Source organism: Roseateles sp. P5_E4, assembly GCF_054049255.1.
On record NZ_JBFUMS010000004.1, the window covers coordinates 387,267 to 404,921 of the forward strand.

Annotated in this window: 18 protein-coding genes; 14 read left to right on the forward strand and 4 right to left on the reverse strand. The window is 66.8% G+C overall.

All coding sequences use genetic code 11. The features are described 5' to 3' along the window. Positions 1–83 precede the first annotated feature (83 nt). The 4 genes from ACXJLH_RS11005 to ACXJLH_RS11020 all read left to right on the forward strand — a co-directional run bounded on the left by ACXJLH_RS11005 (position 84) and on the right by ACXJLH_RS11020 (position 5,414). Positions 84–1,622, forward strand: coding sequence for a methyl-accepting chemotaxis protein (locus ACXJLH_RS11005; protein WP_457323490.1), 1,539 nt, complete (start codon positions 84–86; stop codon positions 1,620–1,622). Between the two features lie 131 nt (positions 1,623–1,753). Then, positions 1,754–2,932, forward strand: coding sequence for a urate hydroxylase PuuD (locus ACXJLH_RS11010; protein ID WP_457444035.1), 1,179 nt, complete (start codon positions 1,754–1,756; stop codon positions 2,930–2,932). Between the two features lie 7 nt (positions 2,933–2,939). Then, positions 2,940–4,235, forward strand: a complete 1,296-nt coding sequence (locus ACXJLH_RS11015) for a glycerate kinase type-2 family protein (protein ID WP_457444037.1) — start codon at positions 2,940–2,942, stop codon at positions 4,233–4,235. Between the two features lie 339 nt (positions 4,236–4,574). Continuing rightward, on the forward strand, positions 4,575–5,414 hold the full coding sequence (locus ACXJLH_RS11020; protein ID WP_056192721.1) for an HDOD domain-containing protein: 840 nt from the start codon (positions 4,575–4,577) through the stop codon (positions 5,412–5,414). On the opposite strand, the gene ACXJLH_RS11025 is transcribed toward ACXJLH_RS11020, so the two are convergent. Beyond that, entirely contained in the window at positions 5,411–5,947 is a 537-nt protein-coding gene (locus tag ACXJLH_RS11025; RefSeq protein WP_457444039.1) for a histidine phosphatase family protein, read from the reverse strand. The two genes, ACXJLH_RS11020 and ACXJLH_RS11025, sit on opposite strands and share 4 nt — an antisense overlap. A gap of 88 nt (positions 5,948–6,035) precedes the next feature. Here ACXJLH_RS11025 and ACXJLH_RS11030 point away from each other — a divergent pair, with 88 nt between their 5' ends. The 5 genes from ACXJLH_RS11030 to ACXJLH_RS11050 are packed head-to-tail and all read left to right on the forward strand — an operon-like array spanning position 6,036 to position 10,214. Further along, the gene (locus tag ACXJLH_RS11030) at positions 6,036–7,292 is read left to right on the forward strand and encodes a lipoprotein-releasing ABC transporter permease subunit (protein ID WP_457444041.1); all 1,257 of its coding nucleotides are present in this window, start codon (positions 6,036–6,038) and stop codon (positions 7,290–7,292) included. Continuing rightward, entirely contained in the window at positions 7,285–7,977 is a 693-nt protein-coding gene (lolD, locus tag ACXJLH_RS11035) for a lipoprotein-releasing ABC transporter ATP-binding protein LolD (protein WP_457444043.1), read from the forward strand. The genes ACXJLH_RS11030 and lolD overlap by 8 nt, the downstream gene beginning before the upstream one ends. Further along, entirely contained in the window at positions 7,974–8,828 is an 855-nt protein-coding gene (purU, locus tag ACXJLH_RS11040) for a formyltetrahydrofolate deformylase (RefSeq protein ID WP_457444045.1), read from the forward strand. Before lolD ends, purU begins: the two co-directional genes overlap by 4 nt. A 21-nt stretch (positions 8,829–8,849) precedes the next feature. Continuing rightward, positions 8,850–9,392 carry a hypothetical protein gene (locus tag ACXJLH_RS11045; protein ID WP_457393627.1) on the forward strand — a complete coding sequence of 181 codons (543 nt, stop codon included), beginning with the start codon at positions 8,850–8,852 and terminating at the stop codon, positions 9,390–9,392. A 9-nt stretch (positions 9,393–9,401) separates the two neighbouring features. Then, entirely contained in the window at positions 9,402–10,214 is an 813-nt protein-coding gene (locus ACXJLH_RS11050) for a TatD family hydrolase (RefSeq protein WP_457444047.1), read from the forward strand. On the opposite strand, the gene ACXJLH_RS11055 is transcribed toward ACXJLH_RS11050, so the two are convergent. Together ACXJLH_RS11055 and ACXJLH_RS11060 are read right to left on the reverse strand one after the other, a co-directional pair. Beyond that, positions 10,215–11,036, reverse strand: a complete 822-nt coding sequence (locus ACXJLH_RS11055) for an MOSC domain-containing protein (protein ID WP_457444048.1) — start codon at positions 11,034–11,036, stop codon at positions 10,215–10,217. 13 nt (positions 11,037–11,049) lie between these two features. Beyond that, positions 11,050–11,859: a mechanosensitive ion channel family protein gene (locus ACXJLH_RS11060; protein ID WP_056193115.1), complete on the reverse strand. Its 810-nt coding sequence runs from the start codon at positions 11,857–11,859 to the stop codon at positions 11,050–11,052. Positions 11,860–11,877: 18 nt separating this feature from the next. On the opposite strand from ACXJLH_RS11060, the gene ACXJLH_RS11065 reads away from it, so the two are divergent. The 5 genes from ACXJLH_RS11065 to ACXJLH_RS11085 all read left to right on the forward strand — a co-directional run bounded on the left by ACXJLH_RS11065 (position 11,878) and on the right by ACXJLH_RS11085 (position 17,132). Further along, positions 11,878–12,438 (forward strand): DNA-deoxyinosine glycosylase, encoded by a 561-nt coding sequence (locus tag ACXJLH_RS11065; RefSeq protein WP_457444050.1) that lies wholly within the window; start codon positions 11,878–11,880, stop codon positions 12,436–12,438. 36 nt (positions 12,439–12,474) lie between these two features. Then, positions 12,475–13,248, forward strand: coding sequence for a spermine/spermidine synthase domain-containing protein (locus ACXJLH_RS11070; protein ID WP_056192699.1), 774 nt, complete (start codon positions 12,475–12,477; stop codon positions 13,246–13,248). Between the two features lie 14 nt (positions 13,249–13,262). Then, on the forward strand, positions 13,263–15,044 hold the full coding sequence (locus ACXJLH_RS11075; RefSeq protein WP_457444052.1) for a GspE/PulE family protein: 1,782 nt from the start codon (positions 13,263–13,265) through the stop codon (positions 15,042–15,044). A gap of 104 nt (positions 15,045–15,148) precedes the next feature. Further along, positions 15,149–15,613, forward strand: a complete 465-nt coding sequence (locus ACXJLH_RS11080) for a tripartite tricarboxylate transporter TctB family protein (protein ID WP_457444054.1) — start codon at positions 15,149–15,151, stop codon at positions 15,611–15,613. A gap of 7 nt (positions 15,614–15,620) precedes the next feature. Beyond that, positions 15,621–17,132 (forward strand): tripartite tricarboxylate transporter permease, encoded by a 1,512-nt coding sequence (locus tag ACXJLH_RS11085; RefSeq protein ID WP_457444055.1) that lies wholly within the window; start codon positions 15,621–15,623, stop codon positions 17,130–17,132. 171 nt (positions 17,133–17,303) lie between these two features. Here ACXJLH_RS11085 and ACXJLH_RS11090 read toward each other — a convergent pair. Then, the coding region (locus ACXJLH_RS11090; protein WP_457444057.1) for a hypothetical protein at positions 17,304–17,655 on the reverse strand (352 nt) is incomplete at its 5' end.

Sequence of the window (17,655 nt, forward strand, 5' to 3'; positions counted from 1 at the left end):
CACGGAGATTTTGATGGCCCAACCCGTTCTTTCGACGCCGGCGGCGGCGCCTGCTGCGGTTGGCGCGTGCACGAAGAATTGACATGGCGTTGAACGAGAAGCGGGCCGGACTGTCGACCGCGCACAAGCTTGGGTTGGCCTTCGGCTGGCTGGTCATGCTGACGGTGGCGCTCGGCGTGGCGGCGCTGCAATCGCTGGGGCAGGCACTCATCTGGAGCCTGCTGATCACCAGCCTCCTGTCCGTCGTGGCGCTGGCCGTCGTGCTGTCGCGTGCGCTGCTGCGCGAGCTGGGCGGCGAGCCGCGCGTCGTGGCGCAGCAACTGCAGTATGTTGCCCAAGGTGACCTGACCCACCACGTGCCCGTCAAACCCGGCGACCAGGCCAGCGTGATGGCGGGTCTGGCGCAGATGCAGCAGCGGCTCATCACGGTTGTCGCTCAGGTGCGCGAGGGTGCCGAGAGCGTGGCCATGGCCAGCGCCGAAATCGCCACCGGCAACACCGACCTCTCCCACCGCACCGAGTTGCAGGCCGCGGAGTTGCAGCGCACGGCGGGCGCGATGGAGACGCTGCGCCAGCAGGTGCTGCTCGGTGCGGACCATGCACGCGATGCCAGCAGCGTGGCCACGACGGCTTGCGGCGTGGCCGAGCGCGGCGGTGCCGCGGTGGGCGGGGTGGTGGACACCATGCAGGCCATCAGCCACGGCTCGGCACGCATCGCCGAGATCATCGGCGTCATCGACGGCATCGCCTTCCAGACCAACATCCTGGCGCTCAATGCCGCGGTGGAGGCGGCTCGCGCGGGTGAGCAGGGCCGAGGCTTTGCGGTCGTCGCCGGCGAAGTGCGTGGCCTCGCGCAACGCAGTGCCAACGCCGCGAAGGAGATCAAGCAGCTCATTGCCGACAGCGGCGAGCAGGTGCAGCAGGGTTCGCGGCAGGTGGACGGCGCGGGCGAGACGATGCAGCAGGTGGTGGACGCCATCCAGAAGGTGGACCGCATCGTCAACGAGATCAGCGCCGCTGGCGCCGTGCAGGCCAGGCACGTGAACGACGTGGGCGAATCCGTCGGCCAGATGGATCGCAGTACGCAGCAGAACGCCGCCCTGGTGGAGCAGAGCGCCGCCGCCGCCGAAAGCCTGCGCGATCAGGCGCAGCAACTCGTCGGCGCCGTTGCGTTCTTCCGGCTGCACGCGGCCGGCAACCCCCAGGCCCTCATCGCCGACATGCAGGCGCGCCTGGCACAACTCGGTGCGCCCGAGCTCCGGGGCACTGAAACGTCAGGCGGCAAGCAGGTGCCCGGCCTTTACTTCGGCGCGCGCAAGCTGAACAACGACTACGAGCTGGTGGACGACCTCAAGCGAAAGACCGGTGCCACGGCCACGGTGTTCGTGAAGTCCGGCGACGAGTTCGTGCGCATCAGCACCAATGTGCTCACGCCCGAGGGCACGCGCGGCGTGGGTACGCCGCTGGCGCGAGCCAAGGCCTACGAGACGATCAGCCGGGGCCAGTCCTTCAGCGGCGAAGTGGAAGTGCTGGGCAAACGGTTCGATGCCTGCTACAGCCCGATCAAGGACGGCCGCGGTGCGGTGATCGGCGTGGCCTACGTCGGGTTCAAGAAGGGCTGACGCCAAGGCGCCGCTGCTGCATACACTTCCGCCCTGTCGCAGCGGTGTCGGAGGCGTTGAGCCTGCGCTGACGCGACCCCTGGGCCCCACAGCACCCGCCGTGGTGGGGCCGTGCGAGAACACCACCGCTCATGGATATCTACCTCCTCGACTGGGCCAGCCTGCTGCTGCGCTGGCTGCACGTCATCACCGTCATCGCCTGGATCGGCGCGTCCTTCTACTTCGTCTGGCTGGACAACCACCTCGTCAGGCCGACCGCCGATGACCTCAAGGCCAAGGGCGTGGACGGCGAACTCTGGGCCGTGCACGGCGGCGGCTTCTACAACCCGCAGAAGTACATGGTGGCGCCGGCCAACCTGCCGCAGGATTTGCACTGGTTCTATTGGGAGAGCTACTGGACGTGGATGAGCGGTTTTGCGCTGTTCGTCGTGCTCTACCTGTGCAATGCCAGCCAGATGCTGATCGACCCGCGCGTCCATACCTGGGGCGCGCCCTGGCAGGCCGTGGTGGCGGCGCTGGGTTTCCTGGTCGTCGGCTCGGCGGTCTATGACATCGCCTGCCAGGCCCTCGGCCGCACCAAGGATGGGCAGATCGGCCATGACGGCCGCGTGATGGCCGTCGTCGCCGCCTTTGTCGCGCTGGAGAGCTGGCTGGCCTGTCATCTCTTCGCCGGCCGCGCGGCCTTCCTGATCGTTGGCGCGACGCTGGCCACCATGATGACGGCCAACGTGGCGCACTGGATCATCCCGGGCCAGAAGAAGGTCATCGCGCAGATGCGTGCCGGCCAGAAGCCCGACCCCATCTACGGCCAGCGCGGCAAGCAGCGCAGCGTCCACAACACCTATTTCGGCCTGCCGGTGCTGATCGCCATGCTCAGCAACCACTACGGCATGCTGTACCAGCGGCCGGACAACTGGCTGGTGCTGTGCGTGTTGATGGCCGCGGGCGTGTCGATCCGCATCTTCTTCGTGAAGCGGCACAAGGGCGTGAACGGCTGGGATTCGCTGGGCCTGGCAGCGTTACTCATCGGTGGGCTCATCGTCAGAATGGCGCCCGCGCCGCAGGCCGCCGCGGCCGCGCCGGTCACGCTCGAGCAGGTTCAGGCGATCGCCGCCCAGCGTTGCCTGGCCTGCCATACCGGCGAGGTGGCGCAGAAGGGCGTGCGGCTGGATTCGGCCGAGGGCCTGAGCGCCCACAAGGCCCAGATCTACCAGCAGGTCATCGTGCAGCGCGCCATGCCGCTGAACAACGCGACCGGCCTGACGGAAGAAGAGCGCGCGTTGATCGGCCGCTGGGCTCGGCAGCCATGAGCCTGGCATGAGCCTGGACCCGCGTGCGCTGCTGCGGCAGCTCTATGACGTGGCCGTCGCGCGCGCGCTGCCCGGGCGGGTGTTGGCGGCGCATTTGCCGCCGCCGCCCAAGGGCCGCACCCTGGTGCTAGGCGCGGGCAAGGCGGGCGGTTCCATGGCCCAGGCGCTGGAAGCCGCCTGGCCGGCCGACGCCAAGCTGTCGGGCCTCGTCATCACCCGCTACGGCCATGTACCGCCGAACTACAAGCCGCGCCGGCTGCAGGTCGTCGAGGCGGCTCATCCAGTGCCGGACGCCGCCGGCCTGGCCGCCAGCGAGAAGCTGCTGGCCCTGACCCTCGGCCTGACTGCCGACGACCTGGTCATCTGCCTGATCTCCGGCGGCGGCTCCGCCTTGATGAGCCTGCCCGCGCCCGGCCTGACGCTGGCCGACAAGCAGGCGATCAACCGCGCCCTGCTGAACAGCGGCGCGGCCATCGACGAGATGAACTGCGTGCGCAAGCATCTGTCGGCCGTCAAGGGCGGGAGGCTGGCCGCGGCCTGCGCGCCGGCGCGGGTGCTGACGCTGGCGATCAGCGACGTGCCCGGTGACGACCCGGCCGTCATCGCCTCCGGCCCGACGGTGGCCGACCCGACCACCTGCGCCGATGCGCTGGCCATCTGCCGGCGCTACAAGATCGAACTGCCCGCCGCCGCCCGCGCCGGACTCGAGTCGGGCACCTTCGAGACGCCCAAGCCCGGTGACTTCGCCCAAGCCGGCCATGAACTCGTCATGCTGTCCACGCCGCAAATGAGCCTGGAGGCGGCCGCCGCCTTTGCCCGCGAGCAGGGCATCGCCGCCCACATCCTCAGCGACGAGATCGAAGGCGAGTCGCGCGTGGTCGGCGGCATGCATGCGGCGCTCGCTCGCGCCGTCGCACGCCGCGGCGAGCCCTTTGCCAGGCCCTGCGTGATCCTGTCCGGCGGCGAAACGACGGTGACCGTCGACCCGAGCCGGCCCGCGGCCGCAATTGGAAAAGGCGGCCGCGCCACCGAGTTCCTGCTCGGCTGTGCGCTGGCCCTGCAGTGCGAGCCCGGCGTCCATGCGCTGGCCGCCGACACTGACGGCATCGACGGTGTTGGCCCCCATGCCGGTGCCTTGCTGACTCCCAGCAGCCTGGGCCGCGCCCGCGCCCTGGGGCTCAATCCGCAGGCCCTGCTGGACGCGCATGACAGCGCCAGTTTCTTCGCGCCGCTGGGCGACCTGCTCGTCCCGGGGCCGAGCTTCACGAATGTGAATGACTTCCGCGCATTGCTGATCGTTTAGGGCCTGTTAACGCCACGGCAACGGGCCGCGTTGTGGCCAGAAAGGCCGCGAGCAAGGCGCAAATCGCAGCCGGGCTGGGTGCCCGGCGAGGATTTTGCAACGCCGCGCGCGGCCTTTCCGGCCGCAACCCGAAGGGAAGGCTAGCCGCCAGGGGCCACTCGGCGTTGCACCGCTGGCCCGCACATGAGTGCGGGCGGCGCGCTGCGCCTTGATTGGCCCCTGGCGGCTAGCCTTCGCGGCCCATTGCCGTGGTGTTAACAGGCCCTGACGTGAAGTCCGTGGCGAGTCCGCGGCCTTCGTCCTAGACTGGCCCGACTGTCATCGCCCCGGAGGTCAAAGATGAGTGCAGCTGCCGAACGTTTCTTCGTCAGGCACAACGCCCTGCCGACCATGCCCGAGGTGGCCTCGCGGCTCTTGAAGAGCTTCGACGACGACAACGTCGGCATTTCGCAGATCGCCGCGCTGATCGAGAAGGACGCAGCGCTGACCGCCAAGGTGTTGCGCCTGGCGAACACGGCGCACTACAGCCCCGCGCACCAGATCGCTACCGTCATTGACGCCGCCCATGCGCTGGGCCTGGAGACGCTGCGCAACCTCACCATGGCCGCCTGCCTGAGCGGTGCCTTTCCCAAGGTCCAGGGTCTGGACCGGGCCACCTTCTGGCGCCACGGGGTCGCCACGGCCAACTACGCGCGCATCCTGGCCCGCATGCTGGGCGCCGATGCGGCCACGGCCGACACCGCCTACCTCGCGGGGCTGATGCTGCGCACCGGCCAGCTGCTGATGGCCTTGGACGAGCCGCATCTGGTGGCCGACGTCGAGACCCATGCCGCCGAGCCCGGCAGCCGCTTCTCGCTGGAGGAGCACCGCTTCGGCTGCACCCATGCCGACGTGACCGCGTCGCTGGCTGCGCACTGGCATTTCCCGCAGGCGATGGTGGAGGCCTTCAAGGACGCCAACACGCCGCTGGAGATCCGCCCCTTCTCGCTGATCGCGGCCGTGCTGCATGTGGCCGAGGTGCTGGCGGATGCCGCCGAGCACCATGACGAGCCCGTGCATGCGCTGAAGGTGGCCGTGCCCGAGCTGATCGAGCACCTGCATCTGGACTTGGACCTGCTCGCCGCCAAGATCGCCGCCACCGGCGACCCGGCGGCCGAGGTGGAGCAGATGCTGCACTAGAGACAGTTCGCTTCGGGCGCTCCGCTTGGCGCGCCATAGCTGAACTGCGCCCAGCGCGGCGGCTCGGTTGCTGGCTGCAGCAAGAAGGCGTGATGAAAGCTCGTCTCGCACAGGTCCGCCAGCTTCGGGCCGCCCAGCGCTGCCAGCACGGCCGTGACGGTGTTGCTGTGGCCGACGACGAGCACCACGCCGGTCTGGGCGCGCACCGCGTCGGCCACCGCCTGCACATGGGCGGCACCCTTGGCGTCCACCACGCGCGGCTGCAGGCCCAGCGCCTTGGCCAGCGGTGCGGCGGTGTCGCGCGTGCGGCGGAACTGCGTCGTCAGGATGCTGTTCACGTGCAGGCCGGCCAGCGCCTGGGCCAGGGCCTGGGCGCGCTGCTCGCCAGCCGGCGTCAGCGCGGGGTCCCCCGTGGGCTCGGTGGCGCGCTCGGCGTGGCGCACCAGGATGACGAGATCGGGCGCGGCCGCGGCCGGGGCGGCCAGGGCGAATGTCAGAAGACAGGCTAGCAGCAGGACAGACAAGGGCTTCATCGCGATTCCAGAAGAGGTCGGGTGCCATTCTCGCCACGGCCTGCCAGTTACCATCCCGGCCCCATGCCGTACGCCTTTGCAAAGCCTCATGACCCTGCCGTTTGAACTCCAGGTCGGCTGGCGCTACACGCGCGCCGGCCGCGGCGGGCGGCGCAACCGCTTCATCAGCTTCATCTCGAGCGTGTCCATCCTGGGCATCGCGCTGGGCGTGGCGGCGCTGATCATCGTGCTGTCGGTGATGAACGGCTTCCAGAAGGAAGTGCGCGACCGCATGCTCAACGTCATCGCCCACATTGAGCTGCTGGAGTACACAGGCCAGGCGCTGCCGGACTGGCAGGCCACGGCGGCCAAGGCCAGGCAGAACCCCGAGGTGATGGGTGCGGCGCCGTTTGTCGCCAGCCAGAGCCTGATCGCGCGCGGCGAGGACATGCGCGGCGCCATCATCCGTGGTATCTCGCCGGCCGAGGAAGCGACGGTCACCGGCCTTGGTGCACAGCTCAAGGACGGCGTCTTCGCCCAACTGCAGCCCGGCGCCTGGAACATCGTGCTGGGCGCGGAGCTGGCACGCCAGCTGGGCGTGGGTGTGGGCGACAAAATCACCGTCGTCGCGCCCGGCGCCCAGGTCACGCCGATGGGCGCCTCGCCGCGATACAGGAGCTTCAATGTGGTCGGCACCTTCAGCGCCGGCCACTACGAGTACGACTCGGGCCTGGCTCTGATCCACATCGACGACGCGGCCAAGCTCTACCGCACCGGTGGCCCGACCGGCGTGCAGCTCAAGCTGCGCGACGTGCACGACGCTCGCCGCGTGGCAGCCGAACTCAAGGGCGCCATGGGCCCGGACATCCTGGTGCGTGACTGGACGCGTTCCAACGCCAACTGGTTCGACGCCGTGCAGATCGAGAAGCGCCTGATGAGCATCATCCTGACGCTGATCGTCGCGGTCGCCGCCTTCAATCTGGTGTCCACGCTGGTGATGACAGTGACCGACAAGCAGAGCGACATCGCCATCCTGCGCACGCTCGGCGCCAGCCCGCGCTCCATCATGGGCGTGTTCATCGTGCAGGGCGCGGTGGCCGGCGTCATCGGCACGCTGTCTGGCGTGGGCCTGGGGCTGTTGGTGGCCTGCAATATCGACGTCATCGTGCCCACCATCGAGCGCCTGCTCAACGTCAGCTTCCTGCCCGGCAGCATCTACGTCATCAGCCAGATGCCCAGCGACCCGCAGCAAGGCGACATCGTGCCGATTGCGCTGGTGTCCCTGGCCCTGTCCTTCCTCGCCACGCTCTACCCAAGCTGGCGCGCCAGCCGCGTGCAGCCGGCGGAGGCGCTGCGTTATGAGTGATCAGATTCTTCAGGCCACGGCCTTGACCCGCCGCTTCAGCGAAGGCGGCCTGGACGTCACCGTGCTCAAGGGCGTGGACCTGCATGTGTCGCGCGGCGAGACGCTGGCCATCGTCGGCGCCTCAGGCTCGGGCAAGAGCACGCTCTTGCACCTGCTCGGCGGCCTGGACGTGCCGACCTCGGGCGCCGTCACGCTGATGGGCCGGTCGCTGGCGTCCATGGATGAGGCCGAGCGTGGCCGCTGGCGCAACCAGCAGCTGGGTTTCGTCTACCAGTTCCACCACCTGCTGCCCGAGTTCTCGGCGCTGGACAATGTCGCGATGCCGCTGCGCATCCGCCGCCAGACGCCTGCTCAGGCGCGCGAAACGGCCGCCGAGATGCTGGCCCGCGTCGGCCTCAAGGACCGCGTGCAGCACCGCCCGTCCGAGCTGTCGGGCGGCGAGCGCCAGCGCGTGGCCATCGCCCGGGCCCTCGTCACCCGCCCGGCCTGCGTGCTGGCCGACGAGCCCACCGGCAACCTCGACCGCGACACCGCCGCGGTCGTCTTCGAGCTGATGCTGGAGCGCGCCCGCGAGTCCGGCACCGCCTTCGTTCTCGTCACCCATGACCGCGACCTGGCGGCGCGCTGCGATCGGCAGCTGCTGCTGGTGGCGGGCCAGTTCCAAGCCCCTGCAACGACCGCATGACCCCGCGATTCATCCTCAAGCTTTCATGCCCTGACCGCGCCGGCATCGTGCATGCCGTCACCGGTGTGCTGCTGCACGAAGGCGGCAACATCCTGACCTCCCACCAGCATGGCGACGCTGACCATGCGCGCTTCTTCATGCGCATCGAGTTCGAGGCCAAGGCCGAGGAGGCCGCACTGCAGGCCGCGTTTGCGCCGCTGGCCGCCCAGTTCGACATGGATTGGGAGCTGGTGGCCCGCGCCCGCAAGACCCGTGTGCTGCTGCTGGTGTCCAAGCTCGGCCATTGCCTGAACGATCTGCTGTTCCGCGTGCAGACCGGGCACTTGCCCATCGAGATCCCGGCCATCGTCTCCAACCACCGCGACTTCTATCAGCTCGCGGCCTCGCACAACATTCCCTTCCACCACTTCCCGCTGCTGGGCGCCACCGACGCACAGAAGCAGGCGCAGGAAGCCAAGATCCGCGAAGTGGTGGCCGAAAACCAGATCGACCTCGTCGTGCTGGCGCGCTACATGCAGATCCTGTCGCCCGAGCTGTGCCGCGACCTGAGCGGCCGGGCCATCAACATCCACCACAGCTTCCTGCCCAGCTTCAAGGGCGCCAAGCCCTATCACCAGGCCTACGAGCGTGGTGTCAAGCTGATCGGTGCGACGGCCCATTACGTGACCAGCGACCTCGACGAGGGCCCGATCATCGAGCAGGAAGTCGCCCGCATCGACCACAGCATGCCGCCCGAGCAGCTCGTGGGCATCGGCCGCGACATGGAATGCGTGGCGCTGGCGCGGGCCATCCAGTGGCATGCCGAGCACCGGGTGTTGCTCAACGGCAACCGCACGGTGGTGTTCCGGTGAGTTAACGCCCAGGGAGCCAGCATGATCAGTCCAGAACTTCGCTCTCAGTTGATTGATGCTTTGGCGGAGTCGGACAGCAACACTAGAGACGATCGCGCTGATCGCTTGGTTTGGCTCTCAATGCTGCCCACGGCACCTCCTGTACTCATCGGGCGATTTGAGCAGTTTCGTCTTCGAGAGGAGGCGCGAGTTTGTTTCGTACAAGGCAACTTCATCGCTGTCGTCTTGACGGCCCTTGCGCTCATTGAACAGACACTGACCGAGGAGCTACTCCATTTGGGCCTGAGCGACGACAAGGTCCCGAAGTCAACGCAGCGGTTGTTTGACTTGGCACATGAGCGTGGGATCTTGAGTGCGGAGCAGATAAAGCGGGCCCACATGGTGCGAGAGCACCGGAACCCGCTAGGGCACTTCCGTCCGCCAGACGATCCGAAAGGCCCTGTCCGGCGCTACCGCGAAGGTGACTTGCATCCCGATCGAATGCTTGAGGATGATGCAAAGGAGGCAATCTCACTCGCCTTCGATTTGTTCGTGCAAACCATTCGCCTCGTCAAGTTTGAATAGAGATTCACCGTGTCTTGGATAGACACCCACTGCCACCTCGACGCGGCCGAGTTCAACGCTGACCGCGACGCCGTCGTCGCGCGTGCCAGGGCCGCCGGCGTCACGCAGATCGTCATTCCCGCCGTCGATGCGCACAACCTCGATACGGTGCGCCTGCTGGCCATCCAGCACGACTTCAGCTACGCCCTGGGCATCCATCCGCTGTGCGTGATGGGGGCTGCCGCGGGCGATCTGGAAAAACTCGCCGAAGCGGTGGAGACGCATCATGCCGATCCGCGCCTCGTCGCCGTCGGCGAGATCGGCCTGGACTATTTCGTCGAGGGCATCGACCCCGACACCCAGCAGCATTTCTACGTCGAGCAGCTCAAGCTCGCCAAGCGCGCTGGCCTGCCGGTGCTGCTGCATGTGCGGCGCAGCGCCGACAAGCTGCTGGCCGGCCTGCGCCGTGTCGGCTTCACGCAGGGCGGCATTGCGCATGCCTTCAATGGCAGCGAGCAGCAGGCGCAAGCCTTCATCGAGCTGGGCTTCAAGCTCGGCTTCGGCGGCACGCTGACCTTCGAGCGGTCCCTGCAGATCCGCCGCATTGCAGCCAGCGTGCCGGATACGGCGCTGGTCATGGAGACTGATGCGCCGGACATCCCGCCGCAGTGGCTCTACAAGACGGCCGAGCAGCGTGAAGCCAGCCCTGGCCAGGCGCGCAACGAGTCGGCCGAGCTGCCGCGCATTGGCGAAAGCCTGGCCGAGCTGCGCGGCTGGACGCTTGAGCAGACGGCGGCAATCACCAGCGCCAACGCGCGCGCCGCGCTGCCGCGACTGGGCTGATCAGGCCTCGCCGAAATTCAGCGACAGGTCCACGCGGTCGCCGATGCGCAGGGTCCCCGCGCCGTCGCCACGCGCGTAGACACCGAACTGCACCGGTGCGCCCGGGGCGCGCTCGGCGCTGAGCCGGGTCAAGGCGTCCAGCGCGACCGGCTGCGGTTCGCCGCTCGCCGGGTCCACCGTTGGCACGACGCAGCGCACGCAGACCGTCGTGCGGCGCAGCGTCAGTGCGCCGATGCGGGCCTCGATCAGGATGTCCTCGATGAAAGGCGGCAGGTCGCCGCCGTCTTCGGCACTGAGCAGCAGATTGGGTCGCGCACGCTGTGCCGGCCCGTTCAGCGGCTGGGCCATGGCGTCCTGCCAGGACTGCAGCGAACCCTCGCCGACGATATGCAGTGCATTGAGGATGGGCCGGCGCTGTGCCTCGATGCTCAAGCGCACCAGCCGCAGCGGCTCGCCCGTGGTCGCCTTCAGCAGCGCGGCCGCGTCTTCGCCAGCATCCCAGACCTGCAGCACGTCGAAGTCCTGGCGTTCGCCGTTCCAGCCGCGCACTTCCAGCGCGTCGCCGCCTTCGCCGGGCACTGTCAACGATCGGCCCAAGGCCTGTAACTCAAGGTCCGAGCCCACCAACCGGGCGTGGACCAGCGCGAGCCGTGGGTGCGCGCCCATCCAGGTCAGCTCGCCGCCCGCGTCGACGATGCCCCAGCCGCGGTCGCCCACGGGCCAGCCGTCGCCGTCCAGCAGCAGGGTATTGACGGCTTCGCCGGCGCACGACTTGACGGGGTAGCGCCACAGCCCGGCGACGCGGGCGGTCAGGTCAGCCATGGTTTCTCCAGGTTCAGCGATTGCGCGGCGCGAGGGGCGTTTCGGGCACCGGGTAGCCGGCGGCGCCAAAGGTCGCGACGACGGCCTTGTGGGTGTCGAAGTAGACCTGCCAGTAATGGTCCGTGTGGCAGTACGGCCGCACGCACAGCAGCGGGCCTTCGGGCGTGAACTGCAGGATCTCGATATCGGGCGCCGGCTTGGCCAGCACATTGGGAATGGCCGCGATGGCCGGACGCAGCCGCGCGATGGCGTCCAGCGGGTCCACGCTGTTGGCGACCTTGGCCAGGCAGTCGACGCGGCGGAACGCCTGCGCCGAGTAGTTCTGGATGGCGCTGCTGAACACGGTGTTGTTGCCGACCAGGGTGTGCACGTTGTCCGGCGTGTTGATAGTCGTGCCAAAGAGGCCAATCTCGGTCACCGTGCCGGTCACGCCACCGGCCTGCACGAAGTCGCCCACCTTAAAAGGGCGCAGCACCTGCATGAAGACACCGGCCGCGAAGTGGGTCAGCAACCCGCCCCAGGCGGTGCCGATAGCCAGGCCCGCGCCGGCCAGCAAGGCGGCGAAGGAGGTGGTCTTGACGCCGAAGATGTCCAGAATCGCGAGGATCAGCACCAGGTTCAGCAGCACGCTGAGGATGGAGCGCAGATAGGTGGCCAGCGTCGAGTCGATGCGCTTGCCGCGCTCCAGCGCCGCCGAGAACACACGCAGCGCGATTGAAATGAGCCACCGGCCCACGACCCAGGCGGCGATGGCCGCGAGAATCTTCAAGCCGAAGTCCACGCCCTGGGTGCTGAGAAACAGCCAGATGGCTTCCGTATTCATCATGTCGAGTCACTCCCTGTGAAAACCCGCGCATCGTCGCAGCTGCCGGCCGTGTTTGCCAGGCCTCCAAACCCCGAAATCGAGCGTCTTGTCGGCCTCGCGCCGGTGTTTGACGCCCAGGCCCGCCTGCTGGTGCTCGGCAGCTTTCCCGGCGCTGCTTCGCTGCAGGCAGCGCAGTACTACGCGCATCCGCGCAATGCCTTCTGGCCCGTCATGGCGGCGCTGCTGGGCGAACCGGATCTGGCGACGCGGCCCTATGCCGAGCGCCTGCAGGCATTGCGCCGCGGCCGTGTGGCGCTGTGGGACGCCGTGGCTGCCTGCCGGCGCGAGGGCAGCCTGGACACGGCCATCGAAGCCGCCGAGCCGAGCGATCTGATGGATCTCGTCACCCGGCTGCCGCAGCTGCGCGCGATTGCCTGCAACGGCGCGCTCGCTCACCGGCAGACGCTGCTGGCCCTGGGCGACGTGGCCTTGCCCGTGCTGCGACTGCCGTCGACGAGCCCAGCGCATGCCGGCCTGAGCCTGGCAGACAAGATCGCCGCCTGGCGGGCCGGGCTGGCGCCGTATCTGGTGGCCTAGGATCCCGCCTATGACAAGACTGCTGACGGCCGGGCGATGAAGCCCAAGCCAACGACCTGGGGCCCGGCGACGCTGAGCGAATTCGACGGCGTGCGTTTTCTGCACCTGGACTCGATCTGGGTGCAAGGTGCGATGCGCATTCGCAAGCCGGATCAGCTGGAGCTGGAGTACATCCAGCGCATGTGCGCCTGGATGTTGTGGCGGGACCCGGCCGCACTGGGCGAAGGCCATGCCGTGCAACTCGGCCTGGGCGCCGCGGCGCTGACGCGCTTTTGCCATGGCCAGCTGAAGATGCGCACGACGGCGGTGGAGATCAACCCCGAGGTCATCGCCGCCTGCCGGCAGTGGTTCCGTCTGCCGGGCAACGATGCCCGGTTGAGCGTCGTCAACGGCGACGCCGCGGCCTGGGTCAATGACAGCGCCAACCTGCAGACGGTGGATGTGTTGAGCGTGGATCTCTACGACCATGACGCTGCGTCGCCCGTGCTGGACGACGAGGCCTTTTACGCCGCCTGCCGTGGCGTGCTGGCGGACGGCGGGCTGATGACGGTCAATCTGTTCGGCCGCAGCGCGAGCTTTGCGCGCAGCGCATTGCGCATCGCCAAGGCCTTCGGGTCGGACCAGGTCTGGAGCCTGGCGCCCACCAAGGAGGGCAACACCGTCGTCGTCGCGGCGCGCGGCGTGCAGGTGCCACATCGTGACATCCTGGAGCAGCGCGCAGCTAATATCGAATCACGCTTCAAGTTGCCGGCCCGCAAATGGCTTAGGCTGGTGCGGCCGCTGCCGATGAGCATCCTCAACGCCCTTTGAGAAGCCGAGCCTCGATGTCGACCAAGTCCAAGCCACTGGCTGCCCCCACGAAGACTGAAGGCCGCCTGGAATGGCGCCAGCTGCTGCATTGGCTGCAGGAGGATGGCCTCATCGACGAAAGCCAGGTCCAGCGCACGGAGCAGCGCTTCGCGGCCGGCGATAGCGCCTTGCATCCCCTCGTTCGCCTGGGCCACGCCGCTCTGGTGCGCCTGTCGACTGGCAAGCCACTGGATGTGGACGCATTGTCCGAATGGCTGGCAGTGCGCGCCAAATTGCCTTATCTGCGCATCGACCCGCTGAAGGTGGACGTGGGCCGCGTCGGCGACGTGATGTCCATCGGCTATGCCGAAGCCAAGCGCTGCCTGCCGGTGCAGTTCGGCCTCAATGACGTGACGATCGCGACATCCGAGCCCTTCGACATCAGCTGGGTCGCGCAGATCGAGTCGCATGTGCGCAAGCCCATCAAGCTCGTCATTGCCAACCCGCTGGAGATCGCGCGCTACACGACCGAGTTCTTCACGCTGGCACGTTCGGTACGCGCCGCAGCCAAGGCGGGCGAGCAGAGCCAGGTGGCCAGCTTCGAGCAGCTTGTCGAACTCGGCAAGACCAACAAGCAGCTCGATGCCAATGACCAGGGCGTCGTACAGGTCGTCGACTGGCTGTGGCAATACGCCTTCGACCAGCGCGCATCGGACATTCACCTTGAACCGCGCCGCGAGATGGGTGTCATCCGCTTCCGCATCGACGGCGTGCTGCATACGGTCTACCAGCTGCCACCGACGGTGATGGGCGCAATGACCTCGCGCATCAAGCTGCTCGGCCGCATGGACGTCGTCGAGAAGCGCCGCCCGCTGGACGGCCGCATCAAGACGCGCAACCCAGCCGGCGACGAAGTCGAAATGCGGCTGTCGACGCTGCCGACCGCCTTCGGCGAGAAGATGGTCATGCGCATCTTCGACCCTGAGACCGCCGTTAAGGACCTGTCGTCCCTGGGCTTCGGCCAGCACGACTCCGACCGCTGGGAGAGCCTGGTCAAGCAGCCCCACGGCATCATCCTGGTGACCGGCCCGACCGGCAGCGGCAAGACGACGACGCTGTACTCGACGCTCAAGCGCCTGGCGACCGACGAGGTCAATGTCTGCACCATCGAAGACCCCATCGAGATGATCGAGCCGGCCTTCAACCAGACCCAGGTGCAGAATGTGCTGGATCTCGGTTTTGCCGAAGGCCTGCGTGCGTTGATGCGCCAGGATCCGGACATCATCATGGTCGGCGAGATTCGCGACCTGGAGACGGCCGAGATGGCCATCCAGGCCGCGCTGACGGGTCACCTCGTCTTCAGCACCTTGCATACCAACGACTCGGTATCGGCGATCACGCGACTGATGGATCTGGGCGTGCCGAGCTATTTGATCAGCGCCACCGTCATTGGTGTGCTGGCCCAGCGACTGGTACGTACCCTGTGCCCGCACTGCAAGCAGCCCGACCCTCTGGTCACGCGGGAGAACCTCAATGAGCTGGTGCGGCACTGGCGCCTGGGTGGAGGCGTCAAGCCCTACAAGCCGGTGGGCTGCCTGGAATGCCGCAATACGGGTTTCCGCGGCCGTGCCGGCCTTTACGAGCTGCTGACCGTTTCAGAAGGCGTCAAGGCCTCGGTCGCTGACCTGGCCGCACTGCGTCGTCAGGCCATGCAGGAGGGCCTGCGCCCACTGCGCTTGGCCGGCGCGATGAAGGTGGCGGAAGGGGTGACGACGGTGGAGGAGGTGTTGCGCAGCACGCCGTCCTGGGAAGGCTAGTCTCTCTTGTCTTACGTGTAATCCACAGTCGGGCAGCGTCGACCCGACTGCCAGAATCACCGGCAAGAAAACGCGCGTCCGCGGCGCGCCGGAGGCGACAAGCAATGAAGATCAAAAGCCAGCGGGACTTCTGGTCCGGGCTGATGTTCCTGGTGGTGGGCGTGGCGTTCGCATGGGGCTCGACGGAATACTCCTTCGGCACCTCGGCCCGACCTGGCCCCGGTTATTTCCCTTTCGGCCTGGGCATCCTGCTGGCCTTGCTGGGCGGCCTCGTGCTTTTCAAGGCGTTGACGCTGGAATCAGAAGGCGGCGATCCCATCGGCGCCATTGCCTGGCGCCCTTTGCTCATCATCGTCGCCGCCATCGCCGTCTTCGGCGTCGCGCTGCCTCGCCTGGGGCTGGCCTGCACGCTGCCGTTGCTCATCACGTTGTCTGCCCTGGCTGGCAATGAGTTCCACTGGCGCGATGTGCTGATCAGCAGCGTCGTGCTGACGGTCGGCAGTTGGGCGCTGTTCATTCTTGGCCTGAAGCTGACCATCCCGCTCTGGCCCATCTACATCGTTGGCTGAGGGCACCATGGACCTGCTGAACAATCTGGGTCTTGGGTTCCATACGGCGCTGACGCTGCAGAACCTGATGTACGCCTTCTTCGGCACGGTGCTGGGGACGCTGATCGGCGTGCTGCCCGGTCTGGGGCCCGTCGCGACCATCGCGATGCTGCTGCCGTCCATCTACACGCTGGACGCCACGCCTGCCCTGATCATGCTGGCCGGCATCTATTACGGCGCTCAATACGGTGGCTCGACGACAGCCATCCTGATCAATGTGCCGGGTGAGTCCAGCTCCGTCGTGACGGCCATCGACGGCTATCAGATGGCCCGCCGCGGTCGGGCCGGTGCGGCGCTTGCAGCCGCCGGCCTGGGCAGCTTCTTCGCCGGCTGCGTAGGCACCATCATCATCGCGGCCTTCGCGCCGCCGCTGACCGAGCTGGCCTTCAAGTTCGGCTCGGCCGAGTATTTCTCACTGATGGTGCTCGGCCTGGTCGGCGCCGTTGTGCTCGCGTCGGGATCGCTCATCAAGGCCATTGCAATGATCGTGCTTGGCCTGCTGCTCGGGCAGATCAACACCGACGTCATCACCGGCACGGCGCGCTTCTCCTTCGATGTTCCTGAATTGACTGACGGCATTGGCTTCGTGGTCATCGCCATGGGCGTGTTCGGCTTTGGGGAAATCATCGCCAATCTGGGTCAGCCCGAAGAACATCGCGAGGTCTTCACCAAGGAGGTGAAAGGCCTGTGGCCGACGAAGGAAGACTTCAAGGAGGCCTGGCCTTCGGTGCTGCGGGGCACGGCCCTCGGCGCTGTGCTGGGAGTGTTGCCCGGTGGCGGCGCGCTGCTGGCCTCTTTCGCGTCCTACACCTTGGAGAAGAAAGTCGTCCGCAATCCTCGTGTGCCCTTCGGCAAAGGCGCTATCCAAGGCGTCGCCGGTCCAGAAAGCGCCAACAACGCCGGTGCGCAGACCTCTTTCATTCCGATGCTCACGCTTGGCATCCCGCCAAATGCTGTGATGGCGCTGATGGTGGGTGCCATGACCATCAAGGGCATTCAGCCGGGGCCTCAGGTTATGACGAGCAACCCAGAGCTGTTCTGGGGGCTGATCGCATCGATGTGGATCGGCAATCTGATGCTGATCGTGCTCAACCTGCCTCTGATAGGCATTTGGATCAAGTTGCTGACAGTGCCCTACCGGTTTCTCTTTCCGGCCATCGTCGTCTTCTGCTGCATTGGCACCTACTCGCTGAACAACAACAGCTTTGACGTCTATATGACTGCGGCGTTTGCGCTGCTGGGCTACGTCTTCTACAAGCTGAGCTGCGAGCCGGCGCCGCTGCTGTTGGGCTTCATTCTGGGGCCCATGATGGAAGAGAACCTTCGCAGGGCGTTGCTGCTGGCGCGGGGCGACTGGAGCACATTCCTGACCCGTCCACTATCCGCCGGATTGCTGATTGCAGCGGCACTGATGATCGTCGTCGTCATGCTGCCGTCCATCAAGAGCAAGCGCGAGGAAGCTTTCCACGAAGAGGCGTGACGGTCGCCCGCTGACTGCCTGACTCTTGCCTTGACGTCGGTCGTCCGCGGTCGTCGGCCGGACTCACGGCGTTCTGACGGCGAGCATTGCAAGCCAACGTCGATTGAATACGTTCCCGCCTGCTGATCCAGTAAAAGAACTGGCGCGGCTTCCGCATCCGAAAAACCTATGCTACAGTCGTGGGCTTCGCTGATCACAACGCAGCGCTTGTCGGGAACGGCGGATGGTTGTGAGGTGGTTGGTGGAGCTGGGCTGAAAGGTCTGGATGGCGAGCTGGAGAGTTCGTTGGGTGCTGAAGAGTTCTGAAAAGAAATTTTCGCAAAGTACTTGACGATGCTGCGAAAGCAGATCAAAATCTCGCCTCTTTGCTGCTGACGAACAAAACGCGAAAGCGAGTAGTTTGGAGGTGGTGAAGGAAAGCAAGTCGATGAGTATCGAGAAAGAAATTTTCGAAAATACTTGACGACGACGCAAAAAGCAGATTAGAATCTCGCTTCTTTGCTGCTGACGAATCAAGCTGATT